We start from the raw sequence: 14,986 nt of genomic DNA, 5'->3' as shown, positions 1-14,986 counted from the left end.
TTTCTTAATGATGTTACATAACCTGACATAAATTATTGAATTTTCTAAAAATTTGTATTATTATCATGGTAATAACATTTGCATTTCCCTTTTGAGCCCTCGGTTAATCTAAAATGAAAGAAGTTGATATAAATGCAGGTAGGCTTTGAACTGTATCAAAAGCAAACTTTGAAGTTAGCTTTGACCCCTGAATTACAGCAATCGATCAATATTCTACAATATTCTGCACATGAACTTATAGATTTTTTACACCAACAGGCTAACGAAAATCCTGTTCTCGAAATAACCGAAACATTTAAAGACCCTCTCGCCTCTCTCTCTGAATCCAGTATACGTACAAATAAAGTAAACACTCAGGCAGGAGGATCTTCGGCTATAAGTAAAGGATTCAATGGAGACAGTGATTATAACCCGATCAATAATTATTCAGTAAAAACAGAAACACTAGAAAATCATTTACTAGAACAAGTGAGTATGCTGAAATTCTTGAAACCTCTTGAAAGAAAGATCCTCGCATTTTTAATTGGAAACTTAAGCGAATATGGATTTCTTGAAGTGGATGCAGTTTGGGCAGCCTCTCTTTTTTCCGTGTCTATAGAAGAAATTGAAGACATGATTCAAGTTCTGCAATCCCTTGACCCCATCGGAGTGGGTGCCAGAGATTTGACTGATTGTTTACTCATTCAGCTGCGTGAGCATGAGCATTATAATGAATTGGCGTACACTATTATAGATAAGCACTTAACAGATTTAGCTGAAAAGCGCTACAAGAAAATAGCCAACCTTTACAAAGTAACTATTCAGGAAGTCCAAGAGGCATCAGATTTTATCCGCACGTTAAATCCCCGTCCCGTCAGTCATTTTTCTAACGATATGACTCATTACATCGTTCCGGACGTATTCGTAGAAAAAGAAAAGGATGGCTATCTGATTACGGTTAACGATAGTTTCGCACCTAAACTATCAATCAATCATTACTATACGAATATATTAGCGACTAAGCCGGGCGATCCAGCTAAAGATTACGTCAAAAATCACTTAAATGATGCTCAATTACTGATTAAAGGTCTTGAACAAAGGCAAATGACCCTTTACAAAGTGACAGCAACAATTGTAGAGGAACAACAGGATTTTTTCTTGAAAGGGATTGCTGGATTAAAACCTATGACACTGAAAGATATATCCGAAAAACTCCAGCTTCATGAATCAACAATCAGCAGGGCCACGAGCAATAAATATATCCAAACGCCGCAAGGCCTCTTCAAATTAAGGAACTTCTTTACTAGAGGCTTAAACCGAGTGAACAGCCAAGAAACCGAATCCACTATTACCATCAAAGAAAAAATAAAAGTCTTGATCGCCGATGAAGATAAAATAAAGCCTTTTTCTGACCAAAAGATTTGTCAAATATTTGAAAATGAAGGGACCAAAATATCCCGTCGGACCATCGCAAAATACCGTGAAGACCTCGGTATACCTGGATCTTCTAAACGCCGGAGATTTTGAAACAAAAAAACTAGCTGTGTAAAAGTACAGCTAGTTTTTTTCTCTTTATAGTTAAACTTTAACATCGGGAAACGGCATCACTAGTTTGAACGACTTCCCATTTATCGTCTTCTCCTCTGACTTTACCCTGACCGATACAATCAAAAGCAACTGAAGAACGAGCCCGATGATACCCTATCACACCAAACCTCTCCACATGCCTACACTCAATATGCGTAGTGGATTGTAATTCGAGAGAGGATAAGATTGGAGTCAAATTTGTTCACTGTTTTTCCTGTTTTTATTATTAAAAGTATAAAGCTGCATCACCAAATTTTCTCCTCACTAGCATGAATGAAGGTACAAAGAGTTTTATTTTTTACCCCACTTATCTTCAAAAATAAGATCATCCTTAGACCGTCTCTTTTCCCAGTTAGCTAATTCAAGAATAGGTTTATCCGGGTATTGATCAGTATAGCCAACCGACATTAGTGCGATAGGCTCGACGTGCGGCGGTATATCCAAAATATCACGGATATCATTTTTCTTGTAAAAGCTGACCCACCCCATTGCTAATCCCTCGGCACAGGCAGCTAGCCACATATTCTGAATCGCACAGGCAGTGGATAGAATATCGGTTTCTGGAATCGAGTTCCTCCCCAACACATGGGAACCTCCCCGTGTCGGATCACAGGTTACACAGATGGTATATGGTGCTTCTTTTAACCCTTCAACTTTCAAACTAAGAAATTTATTTTCTTTTCCGCCTTCATAATGAATTGCGAGCGCTCTTCTCTCTTTATCGGCTGCCCAGGCCAAGCGGTTTTTGATTTCCTGAGATGAAACAACAATAAAACTCCAAGGTTGCATAAATCCTACAGATGGGGCATGGTGTGCCGCATCCAAAATTCTTTGCAGTATTTCCTTTGAAATGGGATCGGGTAAAAAACTCCTGATATCCCTTCGGTTATAAATAGCTTTATATACGGCTGCTTGTTCGTCATTAGTAAACATAGTTCTCCCCCAATGTTTCCGGCTTCTCAGAAATTTATCTAAAAATTCAATATAAATGTTACAGGTAAACCATTACAATTAAAAGTAACTTCGACACAGAAAAGGAATGATGGGAATAAAGCTGAAAAAGAATGTCCTTCTTATCGTTGTCGATATCCAAAAGGCATTCGATGATCCTAATTAAGGCAGGCACAATAATCCTCAGGCAGAATTTAATATTACCCGGTCCATTCAAGCATGGCGGGAGTCTAATCGGCAGGTAATTTATATACTGTACTTATCTGAATCAAAGGATTCCCTCTTTTATCCCGAGAATGAAACAAGCCGGTTTAAAGCGTTCAGTCAATCAAAGTCAACTGAATGGATTCTCACAAAATATGTGAATAGTGCGTTTATCGCTACCAATCTTGAGAAGATTTTAAGAGAAGAGGCTTGTCCCCAGGTTGTCATTACTGGATTAACGACCAATCATTGCGTAGAGACCACCACCCGGATGTCCGGTAACCTCGGATTCATTCCTATCTATCTTAGGATAAGATGCGACCACTACATTTGAGCGGATAGGCCCTGATGGAATGTGCTATAGCGCAGAATTGATTACCAGATTTCCTTGGCAAATCTGCATAATGAAATTCACTGAAATTATGCAGACATAGAGCCTTATTCATAGTCTATGATGATTGGAGATGAGAAGTACCTGTGAAACATGTACAATGGAGAACAGCACAGGCACTCGCCTATATTCTTGAGTCCATGAATATACCTTTTGCGATGAGCGTACTGAAAAACAAATTACATCTGCCCCAATTGCAATGGGGCATTAGTGAAAGGCAGGACAAAGAGTCTGAATTCATCTGGTTCCGTCCACCACAAGATTCACTCTTTCTTGCGGCCTATGTGTGTCAACATAGAGATCTTCATACACCATCCAGTTATCCTCCCACATCGGACGCGCTTCTTCACCATCACGCTCAAGTCCCCGTTCCAAACGCTGATTTCGGGGACATTCTACCCAGATTGTGAAATCATAAAGTTCAGCTAGTTCCTTACGAGTGGAATACGTTCCTTCAATAATAACAAGGCCTTCAGCAGGAATAGTATGCCATTCGCCCATTGCGTCCGTTTCCCAATCATACCGTTGATATTTCGCTTCACCCCTCCAGTTAAGCGGTTGGAGAACCTGACCAAAAACCCGTTGCCAATCATAGTCCGCACCAATTTGCTTTTTGGAGGGAGGCAGTTGGATTCTCTGTGATGACGGCAAATAAAAATCATCCATATGAACAACCGTGCTACCCGGACATTCTGATTGAATACGGGCCGCGAGCGTACTTTTTCCGGATCCTCCGCGACCATCTATGGCGATTAAATATGGAGATTGTTTTTTGGATAACGTATGAATGTTAGCTATAAGACTCTGAATCGTATAAGGTCCTTGAAGTGTTGGAAAGTTCATAAAACATTCCTCCTATACTACTTATTTCTATCCTCCCTCCCTTATATTCCTTCCTTGAGAGGATAAAAAATCTAAGAAGAAGGTGCAACTATTGAATAAAATCCAATTTGCCGCCATTTTCGATATGGACGGCACCTTGTTTCAAACAAATAAGATATTAGGTCCTTCACTTGAACGAACGTTTGAAATCCTTCGATCAGAAGGGAGCTGGACAGGAGATACCCCGCTTGCCACGTACCAAAGGATTATGGGCGTCCCATTAACTGTCGTTTGGGAAACCTTATTGCCAAAGCATCCCGAGCATATTCGCCGTCAGGCGGACCAACTTTTTTTAGAATGTTTGAATCAAGAAATCAAAGAAGGAAAAGGTCAGCTTTTTCCTCACGTTTTGGAGACCTTGTCAACGATCAAACAGCTTGGAATTTCCATTTTCATTGCTAGCAACGGTCTTGAAAAATACTTGGAAGAAATCTGTTCATATTTTGGGCTAAATGAATATGTTACGGACATATACAGTGTGGAAAGGTCTTCGAAAGGCTCGAAGACCGACTTAGTGCGAATGCTATTGAAAGACTATCAAATCGAGAAAGCCATCCTGATTGGTGACCGAAAATCCGACATCGAAGCAGCAAAGGAAAATGGCTTAGTGGCTGTAGGCTGTCAATTCGGATTTGCCGCTGAAAATGAATTGAAAGATGCAGATATACTCATCGCTGATTTTCTAGAACTACAAACTTACATTTCTAAGGGATACTAAAGACCACTTTCTAACAAGTTTTCCTGATCTGCCAGCATCACGGCTATCTTATCCTGTATGGCCGTGATGCCTTTTTCTTCTACAAAGTTATTCAAGAGAATGGAAAAGATGATTTTTTCCCCTCTTTTGGTCGTCACATAACCAGATAAGGAGCTCGTCCCTGAAATTGTCCCTGTTTTTGCGCGAACGTTCCCAGTTGCATTAGTCTTTTTCATCCTCTTTCTTAGCGTTCCGCCAACCATTCGTTCTTCAACCCCTGCAACTGGCAATGCATTTAAGTATGCAGGAAACCATGTTTTTTCCTGAACGGCATATAGCAAACTCGTGATTTCATTTGCAGGGATCATATTGACTTGGGAAATGCCGGATCCATCACGCATCTTAATCGTATGCATATCGAGGCCCAATAACGTCAACTGGTTTTTTGCCACTTTCAATCCATCTTCCCAGCTTCCATCTCCATTTGCCGCTTTACCCATTTCTTTTACCAAAACCTCGGCATGGCTGTTATTGCTCAACTTCATGAAAGGAATAAGAAGTTGTGAAAGCGGCATTGATTCATGAGTGGCAATCATCCTTGCATCTACTGGCGTTTTACCTTGCTTCTTTTCACCGACCACTTTGATTCCTTGTTTCTTCATTGATTTTTCAAATAGGTTTAGTGCATACTCTGTAGGATCTGTCACCGAAAACCACTCTTTCATCTGCCCAGCATGTTCCGGAATGGTCCCAGTTACCGTTATAACATTTTTGCCATGAAACCTTTCGACATCGATTTTCTTCTTTCCATCCGCTGCTACGGTTTTTGTTTTGTTTATGATTTCCACATACTCCGTTTCCGGTTTCATCTTCACTGTTGCCTTTTTACCAGCTTTCTTACCTGGAGATACCTCCACGAGAATTGTCCCGGTATCATAGTCTTCATTCGGGGAAGCGGTTAATGCTGAAACAGCAGCTCCGTAGTATTCGTACTCATCACTCCAAACTAAGTCCTTGGAATAACGAACATCATCATACCAGGTGTCATCCCCAATGAGATTTCCATGGACGATTTGGATTTGATTTTGCTTCAGTGAAGCTGCCAACTCATCAAAGTCCTTTTCTAATAAAGTAGGATCTCCTTTTCCTTTCAGATACACATCCCCCTGCAAAACATGGTCGACCTGCAATCCTTTTATGTACAGTTCTGTTTGAAAAACATAATCATCACCTAATGTTTCAAGTGCTGCCGCAGCAGTCAAAAGCTTTAGATTCGAGGCAGGCCGCAGTCTCGTTTGCGAACCGCGTTCATAAATCAATTCTCCCGTTTCTGCTGAACGAATGGAAATTCCCACTAAGGCACCTGCCAATGCTGGAGACTCATTCAAAATCCGCTGAATTTGCTGACCTAGAATTCCCTCTTCATTCGACGCCTGCATCGATTCTCCATTAAAAAAGCAAATCAAAAACAGGAAGAATATAAAACTCAACTTCCTTTTATATGACAAACATACCACTCCTACTCTGAAAAAAACTCATCCCTACTATCTTGTCCATTTTATGGTCAGATAAATAGTGAAGATTCACTTGAAAGTTTCCCTAAAACATACACAAGAAATCCTCAATTATTCAAGCGGTGTTTCAGCTAACAAATCTAGACTTTTATCAATAAACGGCCCCCATACCTTGAACTATACCCCGGATAACGGACACACATAAAAAAGTGTCCCTTATCCGGGTTTTTTTATGTTTCAATAGATGTAATGAGTATGGACGGAGGGTTTCTATGAGTAAGAATATATATACTGAATTTCAGATTAAAGAACTTGAAAAGAATCCAAATATCATTAGTGCTTCCGAGCGATCTATTTCCTATAGTCCTGAATTTAAGACAAAAGCTGTTAAGGAATATAAAAAGGGGAAAGCCCCCTCTCAAATTTTCATTGACCAGGGAATTAATCTCGAAATAATTGGAAAGAAACAACCCAAACGTTGTCTACAGCGCTGGCGTAGTACCTTTGAAAGGTTTGGTGAGGAAGGCTTCCTTACGGAACGCCGTGGAAAAGGAAGTACAGGACGCCCCACTTCCAAGCCACAGTCTGTAGAGGATCAACTTAGGAAGGCCGAGGCGAGAATCAAATTCCTTGAAGCAGAAAATGACTTCCTAAAAAAGCTGGAAGAGCTAGAAAGGCAGGCTCTGAAAAAGAAATGATTCTAACTGCTGCTGAGAAGTTCTATCTGATTGAAAGGACGATCAGAATACACCAATTAAAGAAGGCTGTTTCTTATCTATGCAAATTGGCTGGTGTAAGTCGAAGTGGCTACTATGATTGGTTAAAGGCAGCTCCTTACCGTGAGCTTCGTGAAGAACAGGATGAATTGGACATAAAATTGATCAGAAATATCTTCATCAGTAAAAAGGAAAAAGTAGGCGCCCTCCAAATCAAAATGATTATGGAGAATGACTACTCGGCCGTAATGAATCATAAGAAAATCAGACGGTTGATGACAAAATATAATCTCCTAGCGAAAATCAGAAGGGCCAACCCGTATCGGAAGATGGCCAAGGCAACCAAGGAGCACCTTACTTGTCCAAACCTCCTTAATCGTGAATTCAATCAGGAGGTGCCAGGGAAGGTCCTGCTTACTGACATTACCTATCTTTATTATGGGAAAGGCCAAAAAGCGTATTTATCCTGCGTAAAAGATGCCGCCACAAAAGAAATCGTTACGTACCATTTATCTACTTCATTAGAAATGGATATCGCTTACGAGACTTTAAATAAGCTAAAGCAGGCTGTGTGTCACGAGTTCCACCCGAGTGCAATCCTTCATTCTGACCAGGGGTTCCATTACACCCATCCGCTATTTCAACGCAAAGTGAAGGAACTTGGGATAACCCAATCCATGTCCCGCAAGGGAAACTGTTGGGATAATGCGCCAATGGAAAGTTTCTTTGGCCACTTTAAGGATTTGGCAGAATATAAAACATGTACTAATTTAACGGATGTGAAGGAAGAAATTGATCGAGTTATTGAAGAATATAATGAACATCGTTATCAATGGGGGCTAAAGAAAATGGCCCCGGTACAATACCGGGACCACTTATTAGCCGCTTAGGCACTTTTTTATACTGTCCGTAAAATGGGGCACAGTTCAACCTAATAGGGCTCTTTTTCATCCCTTTAGATGATATTTAGGGAACTTTTCTGAAAGTTTATTCGTATTAGTATTAAGACACAGTAAGGAGTGAACATATGTATTCAATGATTCAACCGCCCACGAAGAAAATTTCCAAAGAATCCGTTAAAGTTTGGCGGATGACTGAAACCATTACCAATCTTGTAATCCTCGCCGTCCTTAGCATTCTATTGTATGTCGATAATTATTTTGCTTGGAAAGAATGGATTGGATGGACTATAACCGGCCTTATCGTATTACTATTTTTTCATGCAATATGGTCCATCTTTATTGAACCAATCCTTTTGCAAAAGTATTGGCGTTACGACGTGAGCGAAGAATTCATTCAAACAAAACAAGGAGCATGGAAGGAAACTCACGAACTCATTCCGATGACGAAAGTACAATCAGTCAAGTTGAACCAAGGTCCACTTTTGCGGAAATATAATCTTTATTCGATAAGTATCGGGACAATGGGTGCTTCCCATGACATACCTGCCATTTCAGAGAAAGAAGCGTATGAACTACGAGATAAAATTGCCCATTTCGCAAAAATTAAGGAAGTGGATTAACAATGGAAGAACATGCAAAACGGTTACACCCGTTCAAAATCCCTTTCGAATTAGGGAAAGTAATGAAAGGGAACTTGTTTTTTATTATCATGCTTTATGTACTAAACTTCGGTACTGAAAAGACATATATGAAGGTGCTCCAAATCGGGTTTCTAGTTTACTTGGTATGGCGAGTTATTTCAGTTATCCTTCAATGGTATACATATAAATACCAAATTAAAGAAGGAACCGTTCATATTACATCAGGGCTTATCTCCAAGTCGTTTCGAACAGTTCCGTTTCTTAAAGTACAAAACGTACAGCGACGTACAACTCTATTCCACAAACTTTTCAACTTAACTTCATTAACATTTGAAACCGGGATGACTGATGATCAAGGTTCTGTACCATTTGAGGTTATTTCTCAAAAAGAGGCCCAACGACTTGAACAGGAATTATCGTTAATACAAGAACTTTCTGTTATCGAAGTCGCTGGTACTGAAGAGGATATCCAGGAAATTGTTGAATCGGTTTCTGAAAAGACGATTCATTTTACACCTACCAAACAGGATGTGCTGAAAGCCTCCTTTACATCACTCAGCTTCCTGGCGCTTATTCCGATTGTCGCTACTATTTATAATACACTCGATGATTTTTTCAATATGGAAAATGCCGAAGGGTTGCTTGCAACGTTATTAGATACATGGTGGATTGTAACCATAGCTCTCATCGGCATTATTTGTATAGCCGTTGCATTCGGAATTATTTCCACGTTCGTTAAATATGGGAAGTATGAAATATCATCAGACCATGAACGCGTGTATATTAAGAAAGGTGTACTTGACGAATCTGCTTTTTCGATTCAGAAAGAAAAAGTACAAGCAGTCGAGATCACCCAATCACTCATTAAAAGAATGCTTGGTTTAGCGGAAGTAAAACTGATAAGCGCAGGAAGTACAGGCGATAAAGAACTAGAAACAAATACTCTCTATCCGTTTTTATCGGTTGACCGTGCGTATGCGATGATAGAAGAGATTTTACCTACTTACAAAGTGGAACGTTCGATGGAACGCTTATCGAAACAAGCGTTCAAAGTACGAATGTTGCGGCCCAGCTTTTTCTGGATCATTACGACCGTGGCAATCTATTATTTTAAACCGGCCATATGGTATGTATCAGTGATTTTACTCGTCCTTATTTACACATTGCGAATATTAGATTACAAAAATAGTCGTTATTTGTTAAATAACGAGATTATTCAGTTCAAATCAGGAAGCTTAGAAACGTCACTGTTTATTACAAAAAGAAGCAAAGTCATTCAAATTGAAGTAGAACGCTCGAAATTACAAAAACTCTTCGGGCTTGCCTCAATTGAAACTGTTAACCGCTCCAAACCAGTGCATCATACAAAGCTTCAAGACGTATCAGTTGAATATGCTGACGAGTTTTACACATGGTATACTTGCCGAACGCAAAATATTCAAGTCGAATAAGGTTAAAAAACGGAAGAGTTGACTATGACAGTCAGCTCTTTTTTATTTCATCTATATTCCCCCCTCTCTTCCATCTGTAATCTGCTCTGATAAAGATACCTAACAACATTATTAATAGTTACAAGAATATTCCAGCTAAAAGCTTCAAAAAAGTAAAAACATGCCGAAATATCTATTGAAACCATTTTAAAAATTTGAAGTACTTAAGGAGCATCTCCCACATGAAAAGACTAACAGAATGGTATTTTAATTCTCTAAAAAAACAAATTTTAATTCCTTTTTTAGCTTTGATCATGATTAGTGGATTGGTCATTTCTTATAATAGCTATAATAATAGTGTTGATTTGAGGACCCAGGAACTAACGGTATCGACGAAAGAGCAAGTAAAATCAATAAATAATTCTTTCGAGATTTTCTTTCAAAAAACGGAAGATCATTTAGATAGAATAAGCAAGTATCCCATCATGAATTCTTTTAATAAGGACCCTGAATCTATAATGGCTGAGTTTTCTACGACACATTCCAGCAATGAGGAAATAAATGGATTGTATATAGCCACCGAGAAGGAAGGAAAAACCTTAATATTCCCTAAAACTGTTTTACCAGTTAACTTTGATCCAAGACAAAGAGATTGGTATCAAGCTGCATTGAAAGAAAAAAATAAAATTATTTGGACGGAACCATATACCGATAAAGCAACGAACACACTTGTCATTACCGCAGCCAAAGCCGTTTATGATGGAGATAAATTGATTGGTGTGCTCGGTGTCGACATTTCGATTGATACTTTAATCACGATGGTTAATCAAACGGAATTGGGTGAAACTGGTTATACCGTTTTATTAGACAAGAAAGGATCATTCGTTACGCATCCAGATAAAAAGAAAATCCAACAGGATATTTCAGAAGAAAATATTTTCAAAAAAATGAATAGCGAATCTGGAACAATGATTGAGGAATATGAAGGACAAAGCCGAATCATCAGTTATGTATCCAACCCTAAAACGGGATGGAAAATTGCAGGTGTAATAGATGAAAATGAAGTGAAATTACGTGCCAATTCGATGATAATCGACAATATCATCACACTGATAATCGTCTTTACCATCACTGCCGTTTCTGCAATCTTCATCACTCGATCTTTAACAAAACCTATAAATAGGCTGCAAGAATCCATTCGAAAAATGACTGATGGTGATTTCACTTCCACTAATTCCATTTGGAGGAAAGATGAGATTGGGCAGCTTACAGTATACACAAACATAATGACCCGGAATATGAGTCACATGCTGGAAAAAGTTAATAACCTCTCCCATAAAGTAGCTGACTCCTCTATGACGCTCGTCGCCAGTGTAGATGAGAATTCTGCTTCGGCAAACGAAGTAGCTTTGACGATGGAGCAAATTGCGGCGGGGGCCATAGACCAAATTGAAATCGGTCAGAATAATGAAAATGCTGTAAAGCTTTTGGCTGATAAAATCCATGACCTTGAGACACGTACGAGCAAAATGTCCATGGAATCCGATAATATGTTCAAGGCTTCGGAAGATGGAATCGTTCAAGTCCAAAACCTAAAACAGCAATTTAATGAAACGACCCTGATTTCCAATAATATGAGCGAGGCGGTTAAATCATTGGATGTACGTTCCCGTGATATTAGCGATATTGTAAAGACCATTAGCGGAATTGCGGGGCAAACTAATTTACTCGCTTTGAATGCAGCTATAGAGGCAGCAAGAGCTGGTGAGCATGGAAAGGGTTTTGCAGTGGTTGCTGATGAAGTTAAGAAATTGGCCGAGCAAACGGAGCAATCTCTTAAGGAAATCTCGAAAATCATTCATGCCATGCAAACTGATACAACGAATACGGTTAATTTAATTGACCAAGTCAATCAAAAAATCCATCACCAGGATACTTTTGTAACCGATACAGAAAACGCCTTTAGTCACATAGCAAAGATAATTGCGAACACATTCAGCAATTTTGACGAAATTAAAATGATGATGAACGAGATGGTTGCTCAGGTCTCACAGATGTCTAGTAATGCAGAGCATTTAAACTCAATCAGTCAGGAAACGGCTGCCGGTACTGAAGAAGTAACTGCTTCTGTCGAAGAAACGAATGCCTCAATGGAGCAATTAAATGCCCTTGCTAATGAATTAGATACCCTATCCCAGGAAATGCACAACGAAATAAAAAAATTCACATTCTAACAAAAAAGGGACGGACCCTAAGGATCCGTCCCTTTTTATCCAAATCTATTAAAGCGGTCTACTTTTAGTAAGCGTTTCATCCGTTTCTGTAATACCTGAGTAGGAAGAATGGGCTTTTCTCGCATCTGCATCAACTAACACAAGTAGCTTGCCATTCTTCACATCTGTTTCATATCGATTTGCCTCTTCTTCAGGTATACCTAGACCAATTAATGTGCCGGCCAGGCCGCCTGTACCAGCTCCCACGGCTGCACCAGCCAATGTAGCAGCGAGTGGCCCAGCCGCTAATACAGGTCCAATTCCAGGAATCGCTAACGCCCCTACTCCTGCTAATAAACCAGCTGCACCGCCCAAGATGCCTCCGGTCGCTGCACCAGCAGCAAGTCCTTCTTCAACTTTTGTACCCGTTTCTTCATTCACTGTCCTTAATTCTTCTTTATCTTTCGCTACGACTGAAATATCTTCACGATTATATCCTTGAGCTTGCAAAGCCTCAACTGCCTTAATGGCCTCTTCTCCAGTTTCATATACACCAATTATACGTTTATCCATATCTATCATCCTCCTTAAAGAATGTAAATTGTCGCTCCCCCTTTACATACCCTGAGAAATGAAAAGAATAAACGTTTTTTAATAGGAAAATATTTTTGATTTAACCCTTTCTTAATAAGGGTATATATAATTATAGTATGCATATTTTTAGGAGGTTTTCTATTTGCTCATCGAGTTACTTAAAGATTTAGTATCTATTGACAGTTCATCAAAAGAAGGAGCCAACGAAGCAGTTGAATACTGTGCGGAATGGCTTAACAAGCAAGGACTTACCGTGAATGTAATAGTAAATAACGGGTACAAAATGCTTGTAAGCGAAATTGGCAGTGGAGAAAAAACCGTGATTTGGAATGGCCATGTCGATGTTGTCAGCGGGACGCCGGATCAATTTTTCCCTGAGATTCATGAAGGGAAATTATATGGACGTGGGGCAGCTGATATGAAAGCGGGGATTGCAGGCATGATGTGTGCATTTTCAGAACTAAAAGATAGAGACTTAGGTCTAAAAATCCAGCTCCAAATCGTATCAGATGAAGAAATTGGCGGTTTGAACTGCTCTGGATATTTAGCGAAGCATGGTTATAGAGGGGACTTTGTAATCTGTGCAGAGCCGACGCAGTTAGGGATCGGCCTGCAGGCCAAGGGAGCCCTTCGTCTGGATATTGAAGTTTCAGGTAAATCCGCACATGGAAGCCGGCCATGGGAAGGAGTGAATGCTATTGAAAAGGCGTATGATCTCTATCAAAAAATTAAAGAACTTCCCTTCACTCGGGAAAATTCTCCACTTTACACATCCCCCTCACTTAATTTGGCTAAAATAAAAGGTGGAGATGTCTATAATAAGGTACCGGATGCCTGCTTACTCAGTCTTGATATCCGTTATCTCCCTACCCAAACCATGGAAGAGATTATTGCACAGATTGAAAGCGTGACAGGAAATAATATCCATCTGAGCATGTACAGCAAGCCTGTAAAAACCGAAGAGAATGACCCATTCATCACTCTTCTTCGTCCAATTATTGAAAAGAACACCAATCAGGAAGCTATCATTTTTGGGCAGCATGGCTCCGCTGATACTGTCTTTTTTGCGGCATATGATATCCCGGCTATTGAGTTTGGCCCAAAAGGTGAGAACTGGCATGGCGACAGGGAATGTGTAAGTCTCGAATCTGTTGCTGTTTATCAACAAATGCTCGTCGATTTTGCTTCTGAATTCGTTTTATCTTAATTTATTACAAGTTACAAGCCGACATTCCATATAGCTGTCGGCTTTTTCATGCGTCTATTATTACAATAATAAACTTCTTTTTACTAGATGAAGAGATGCTAGTGAAATCATTGAAAATCCCGCAAATAATAGAAAACCTCAAGAACTACGAACTTCATTTCACAAGTGAATAAGAATTGATAACGCTATCCACTAAAAAAATAGAAAAATTCAACTCTTTATGTGTTTCTTTTTTACAAAAAATACAGGCCTTTAAACCTAAACAAAACACAACCATATATTATTCTTTTAAACAAATTATGCCATTAAATCAAGGGTATTAAACAAAAAACCTATTATATTGACAAAATACATAATATTGGAACATTTAAATAATTAGTTCTTTTTACCTGGTTTATATTACAATTGTTTATCAGCAGAAACGCTTTTGTAACACAATTACTATTCCAGCGAAACATTATTGTCATATATAACTGTTATTCTAAGTCTACGATTTAAAACAAAGGAGACTATTCATTTGAAAAAAATACTACTTCCAATTTTCACTGCTTTCTTCCTGGTATTTAGTTTTTCCGGAGTTTCATCGGCTGCTACTACTACATACAAAGTTAAAAGCGGCGACTCACTATGGAGTATCGCCAATAAACATAATATAACAGTCAATCAACTCAAAAGTTGGAACAACCTAAAAAAAGATAACATCCATCCAAAACAAGTTTTAAAGGTCAAGAAGACTTCGACCTCTGCTAAACCTAAAGCTAAAACGTCATCATCCAAGAAATATAAAACGATCACCGTGAAGGCTACAGCTTACACTGCGAACTGCAAAGGTTGCAGCGGTATTACAGCATCGGGTCTTAACTTAAAGAAAAACCCTAACGCAAAAGCGATCTCAGTCGACCCTAAGGTCATTCCACTAGGAACAAAAGTTCATGTAGAAGGATACGGGGATGCCATTGCGGCAGATAAAGGCGGCGCAATCAAAGGGAATAAAATTGACGTCTTCTACTCTTCTCACTCAAAAGCTATCAATTGGGGCAGAAAAACCGTTAAAGTAAAAATCTATAATTAACAAAAA

At 39.2% G+C, this 14,986-nt stretch carries 14 protein-coding genes; 9 read left to right on the top strand and 5 right to left on the bottom strand.

The features are described from left to right. The first annotated feature begins 132 nt into the window (after nt 1-132). Complete coding sequence (gene rpoN / locus RE409_RS02725; protein WP_309558486.1) at nt 133-1,506, top strand: RNA polymerase factor sigma-54; 1,374 nt, start codon at nt 133-135, stop codon at nt 1,504-1,506. Nucleotides 1,507-1,564: 58 nt separating this feature from the next. Here the strand turns inward: rpoN and RE409_RS02720 are convergent, their stop codons facing one another. Together RE409_RS02720 and bluB are read right to left on the bottom strand one after the other, a co-directional pair. Continuing rightward, complete coding sequence (locus RE409_RS02720) at nt 1,565-1,702, bottom strand: hypothetical protein (RefSeq protein WP_309558484.1); 138 nt, start codon at nt 1,700-1,702, stop codon at nt 1,565-1,567. A 155-nt stretch (nt 1,703-1,857) separates the two neighbouring features. Further along, a complete protein-coding gene (gene bluB, locus RE409_RS02715; protein ID WP_053344332.1) occupies nt 1,858-2,499 on the bottom strand; it encodes a 5,6-dimethylbenzimidazole synthase in 642 nt (213 codons plus the stop codon). Nucleotides 2,500-2,716: 217 nt separating this feature from the next. On the opposite strand from bluB, the gene RE409_RS30590 reads away from it, so the two are divergent. After that, on the top strand, nt 2,717-3,055 hold the full coding sequence (locus RE409_RS30590; RefSeq protein WP_397444171.1) for an isochorismatase family protein: 339 nt from the start codon (nt 2,717-2,719) through the stop codon (nt 3,053-3,055). 294 nt (nt 3,056-3,349) lie between these two features. On the opposite strand, the gene RE409_RS02710 is transcribed toward RE409_RS30590, so the two are convergent. Continuing rightward, nucleotides 3,350-3,955: a uridine kinase family protein gene (locus RE409_RS02710; RefSeq protein WP_201183068.1), complete on the bottom strand. Its 606-nt coding sequence runs from the start codon at nt 3,953-3,955 to the stop codon at nt 3,350-3,352. Nucleotides 3,956-4,055: 100 nt separating this feature from the next. Here RE409_RS02710 and RE409_RS02705 point away from each other — a divergent pair, with 100 nt between their 5' ends. Continuing rightward, complete coding sequence (locus tag RE409_RS02705; protein WP_201183518.1) at nt 4,056-4,712, top strand: HAD hydrolase-like protein; 657 nt, start codon at nt 4,056-4,058, stop codon at nt 4,710-4,712. Here the strand turns inward: RE409_RS02705 and dacB are convergent. Beyond that, entirely contained in the window at nt 4,709-6,130 is a 1,422-nt protein-coding gene (gene dacB / locus RE409_RS02700) for a D-alanyl-D-alanine carboxypeptidase/D-alanyl-D-alanine endopeptidase (protein ID WP_201183520.1), read from the bottom strand. The two genes, RE409_RS02705 and dacB, sit on opposite strands and share 4 nt — an antisense overlap. A 347-nt stretch (nt 6,131-6,477) precedes the next feature. On the opposite strand from dacB, the gene RE409_RS02695 reads away from it, so the two are divergent. The 4 genes from RE409_RS02695 (at nt 6,478) to RE409_RS02680 (ending at nt 12,128) form a co-directional block, all read left to right on the top strand. Continuing rightward, a protein-coding gene (locus tag RE409_RS02695) for an IS3 family transposase (protein ID WP_201221481.1) occupies nt 6,478-7,811 on the top strand; the annotation gives its coding sequence in 2 pieces (ribosomal slippage) (nt 6,478-6,850 and nt 6,850-7,811; 1,335 coding nt in all). Between the two features lie 137 nt (nt 7,812-7,948). Then, the gene (locus RE409_RS02690; RefSeq protein ID WP_201183075.1) at nt 7,949-8,443 is read left to right on the top strand and encodes a PH domain-containing protein; all 495 of its coding nucleotides are present in this window, start codon (nt 7,949-7,951) and stop codon (nt 8,441-8,443) included. 2 nt (nt 8,444-8,445) lie between these two features. After that, entirely contained in the window at nt 8,446-9,915 is a 1,470-nt protein-coding gene (locus RE409_RS02685) for a PH domain-containing protein (protein WP_309558481.1), read from the top strand. Between the two features lie 221 nt (nt 9,916-10,136). After that, on the top strand, nt 10,137-12,128 hold the full coding sequence (locus RE409_RS02680; protein ID WP_309558479.1) for a methyl-accepting chemotaxis protein: 1,992 nt from the start codon (nt 10,137-10,139) through the stop codon (nt 12,126-12,128). Nucleotides 12,129-12,176: 48 nt separating this feature from the next. Here the strand turns inward: RE409_RS02680 and RE409_RS02675 are convergent, their stop codons facing one another. Then, nucleotides 12,177-12,680 (bottom strand): general stress protein, encoded by a 504-nt coding sequence (locus RE409_RS02675; RefSeq protein ID WP_098176950.1) that lies wholly within the window; start codon nt 12,678-12,680, stop codon nt 12,177-12,179. A 163-nt stretch (nt 12,681-12,843) separates the two neighbouring features. Between RE409_RS02675 and RE409_RS02670 the strand changes: the two genes are divergently transcribed. Continuing rightward, complete coding sequence (locus tag RE409_RS02670) at nt 12,844-13,908, top strand: M20 family metallopeptidase (protein WP_201250112.1); 1,065 nt, start codon at nt 12,844-12,846, stop codon at nt 13,906-13,908. Nucleotides 13,909-14,425: 517 nt separating this feature from the next. Then, the gene (locus RE409_RS02665; RefSeq protein WP_201183090.1) at nt 14,426-14,980 is read left to right on the top strand and encodes a 3D domain-containing protein; all 555 of its coding nucleotides are present in this window, start codon (nt 14,426-14,428) and stop codon (nt 14,978-14,980) included. The last annotated feature ends 6 nt before the right edge of the window (nt 14,981-14,986 follow it).

It is taken from the genome of Peribacillus sp. R9-11 (genome assembly GCF_031345095.1).
Taxonomy (GTDB): domain Bacteria; phylum Bacillota; class Bacilli; order Bacillales; family DSM-1321; genus Peribacillus; species Peribacillus butanolivorans.
This window is presented reverse-complemented; position numbering and strand designations above follow the sequence as displayed.

What these genes read in the sequence shown, in the direction of transcription:
- rpoN (WP_309558486.1), top strand. Translation starts at nt 133, where the DNA reads ATGCAGGTAGGCTTTGAACTGTATCAAAAGCAAACTTTGAAGTTAGCT.
- bluB (WP_053344332.1), bottom strand. Translation starts at nt 2,499, where the DNA reads ATGTTTACTAATGACGAACAAGCAGCCGTATATAAAGCTATTTATAAC.
- RE409_RS02710 (WP_201183068.1), bottom strand. Translation starts at nt 3,955, where the DNA reads ATGAACTTTCCAACACTTCAAGGACCTTATACGATTCAGAGTCTTATA.
- dacB (WP_201183520.1), bottom strand. Translation starts at nt 6,130, where the DNA reads ATGCAGGCGTCGAATGAAGAGGGAATTCTAGGTCAGCAAATTCAGCGG.
- RE409_RS02690 (WP_201183075.1), top strand. Translation starts at nt 7,949, where the DNA reads ATGTATTCAATGATTCAACCGCCCACGAAGAAAATTTCCAAAGAATCC.
- RE409_RS02685 (WP_309558481.1), top strand. Translation starts at nt 8,446, where the DNA reads ATGGAAGAACATGCAAAACGGTTACACCCGTTCAAAATCCCTTTCGAA.
- RE409_RS02680 (WP_309558479.1), top strand. Translation starts at nt 10,137, where the DNA reads ATGAAAAGACTAACAGAATGGTATTTTAATTCTCTAAAAAAACAAATT.
- RE409_RS02675 (WP_098176950.1), bottom strand. Translation starts at nt 12,680, where the DNA reads ATGGATAAACGTATAATTGGTGTATATGAAACTGGAGAAGAGGCCATT.